Origin of the sequence: Streptomyces spongiae, assembly GCF_009377185.1 — a bacterium.
Lineage (GTDB): Bacteria > Actinomycetota > Actinomycetes > Streptomycetales > Streptomycetaceae > Streptomyces > Streptomyces spongiae.
Map to the genome: position 1 here is coordinate 1 of NZ_VJZC01000839.1, position 3256 is coordinate 3256.

A 3256-nucleotide genomic window follows, 5' to 3' on the forward strand; every position below is an offset into this window, starting at 1 on the left:
GCGCAAGGCCGGTCTGCTGGACCTGCTCCTGCAACTCGCCGACGGCGATCCCGTCATCACCGGCACCCCGGCCGGCGAGGGTGACCCGCACGACCTGGACGACCTGGACGCCCTGGACGGCGAGAGCCTGCTCCGGCTCGCGGCCGAGACCACCTCGGACTGACGCCCGCCCGACCCGAGAGAGCCCGCTTTGAACACACCCAACCCCTACGTCGAGGCGCTGCGGACCTCCCTGAAGGAGAACGAGCGGCTGCGGCGGCACAACCAGCAGCTGATCTCGGCGGCCGTGGAACCGATCGCCGTCGTCGGCATGGGCTGCCGCTACCCCGGAGGCGTGGCCTCCCCGGAGGACCTGTGGCAGCTCGTCGTCGACGGGCGGGACGCCATCGGCCCGTTCCCCACCGACCGCGGCTGGGACCTCGCCCGCCTCACCGGCGACGGAGCCGGCCGCAGCCGCGCCCACGAGGGCGGCTTCCTCGACGCGATGACCGAGTTCGACGCCGCGTTCTTCGGCATCGCACCGCGTGAGGCCCTCGCGATGGATCCGCAGCAACGGCTGCTGCTGGAGACCGCCTGGGAGGCCCTCGAACGCGCCGGGGTCGCCCCCACCGCGCTGCGCGGCAGCCGCACCGGGGTCTTCGCGGGCACCACCATCCAGGACTACGGCAAGGTCGTCGCCGACACCCGCGAGAACATGGACGTCTACGCCACCACCGGCCACGCCGCCGGCGTGATCTCCGGGCGCGTCTCCTACGTCCTCGGCCTGGAGGGGCCCGCCGTCACCGTCGACACCGGCTGCTCCTCCTCCCTCGTCGCCCTGCACTGGGCCGTGCAGTCGCTGCGCACCGGCGAGTCCACCCTCGCCCTCGCCTGCGGCGCCACTGTCATGTGCACCCCGGGCACCTTCGTGTCCTTCACCGCGCAGGGCGGCCTCGCGGCCGACGGGCGCTGCAAGCCCTTCTCGGCGGCCGCGGACGGCGTCGGCTGGAGCGAGGGCGCCGGCGTCCTCGTACTGGAACGTCTCAGCGACGCCCTGCGCAACGGGCACCCCGTCCTCGCCGTGGTCCGCGGCACCGCCCTCAACCAGGACGGCGCCTCCAACGGCATCAGCGCCCCCAACGGGCCCGCGCAGCAACGCGTCATCCGCGCCGCCCTCGACAACGCCGGCGTCACGCCCGAGCAGATCGACGCCGTGGAGGCGCATGGCACGGGTACGACGCTGGGCGACCCCATCGAAGCGCAGGCCCTCCTCGCCGCATACGGTCAGAACCGCGACCGGCCCCTGCTGCTGGGCTCGGTGAAGTCCAACATCGGCCACACCCAGGGCGCCGCCGGAGTCGCCGGCGTCATCAAGACCGTCATGGCGCTGCGGGCCGGCCTGCTCCCGCGCAGCCTGCACGCCGAGGAGCCCACACCCGACGTCGACTGGACCGCCGGTTCCGTACGGCTCCTGACCGCCAACACGCCCTGGCCGCAGACAGGCGGCCCGAGCCGCGCGGGCGTCTCCTCCTTCGGCATCAGCGGCACCAACGCCCATGTCATCCTGGAACAGGCCCCGCCCACGCAGGAGCCCGCCACCCGGGCCACCGTCACCCCTGCCCTGACGCCCTGGCCGGTGTCCGCCCGCACGGCCACCGCCCTCGACACCCAGCTCGACCGCGTCATGGACGCCGCCTCCAGCCTCGCCGCCCTCGACGTCGGGCACTCCCTCGCCGCGGGACGCGGCCACCTGGAGCACCGTGCCGTCCTCCTCCCTCGCGAGGGCGGACCGCGTGAACTGGCTCGCGGTACGGCGGGTGAGGGCGGCCTCGCGGTCCTGTTCACCGGTCAGGGCAGCCAACGGCTTGGTATGGGACGCGAGTTGTACGACCGTTTCCCCGTGTTCGCCGAGGCGCTCGACGAGTTGCTGGGCCACCTCGACCCCGCGCTGCGCGACGTGATGTGGGGCGATGACGAGGAGGCCCTGAACCGCACCGAACACGCCCAGCCCGCCCTCTTCGCCGTGGAGGCCGCCCTGTACCGGCTGGCCGTGTCGCTGGGTGTGCGCCCGGGCTTCGTGGCCGGGCACTCCATCGGCGAGATCACCGCCGCCCACGTCGCCGGCGTGCTCTCCGCGGAGGACGCCTGCGCCCTCGTCAGCGCCCGCGGACGCCTCATGCAGGCGCTGCCCTCGGGCGGCGCCATGGTCGCCGTGGCGGCCTCCGAGGAAGAGGTGCGCCCGCTGCTCGGTGACGACGTCGCCCTCGCAGCCGTCAACGGGCCGTCCGCCGTCGTCCTGTCCGGCACCGAGGACTCCGTGCTCGCCGCCGCCGAACGGCTTCGCGATGCCGGGCACCGCACCCGTCGGCTCGCCGTCTCACACGCCTTCCACTCCCCGGTGATGACGCCCGTCCTCGACGACTTCCGCACCGTCGTGGCCGGGCTCACCTTTCACGAACCGCACCTGCCCGTCGTCTCGACCGTCACCGGCCGCACCGCCACCGCCCGGGAACTGCGCGACCCCGAGCACTGGGCGCGGCACGCCGTCGCCACCGTGCGGTTCGCCGACGCCGTGCACACCCTCGCCGCCCAGGGTGTGCGGGCCCACCTGGAACTGGGTCCCGACGGTGTGCTCTGCGCGCTCGTCGACGAGACCCTCACCGACCCCGAGACCGTCGCCGTACCGGTTCTGCGCGCCGGCCGTCCCGAGGAACTGTCCCTGATCACCGGACTGGCCCGGCTGCACACGGCCAGCGCCGCCGGAAGCGTCGACTGGGCCGCCCTCTACCAGGACACCGGCGCCCGCCGCGTCGAACTGCCCACCACCGTCCTCGAACGGCAGCGCTTCTGGCCCACCGGCACCGGGCGGGTCCGCGACGCCGCCGGCCTCGGCGCTTCCGAGCATCCCCTGCTCGCCGCCACCGTGGACCTGGCCGACGGGGAGGGCGTCGTCCTCACCGGACGGCTGACCCCCGCCAGGCAACCGTGGCTCGCCGACCACGTCGTCCACGGCCGCGTCCTGCTGCCCGGCACCGCCTTCTTGGAACTCGCCCTGCGGGCCGGCGACGAGGTCGGCTGCGACCGCGTCCACGACCTCAGCCTCACAACCCCGCTCGAGATCGCCGAACGCGAGGCCGTCCACCTCCAGGTGCGCGTCGGGCCGTCGGCCGCTGACGGCCGCCGCACCGTCAGCGTCCACTCCCGCCCTGACACCGCCGACCCCGGCGCCCCCTGGACCGTCCACGCCACCGGCCGGCTCGACACCGCCGCCGACAGC

Annotated in this window: 1 protein-coding gene; it reads left to right on the forward strand. The window is 74.4% G+C overall.

Annotated elements, in window-relative coordinates; translation table 11 throughout:
- Window positions 1-190: 190 nt before the first annotated feature.
- The coding region (locus FNH08_RS47545; protein ID WP_152778124.1) for a type I polyketide synthase at window positions 191-3256 on the forward strand (3066 nt) is incomplete at its 3' end.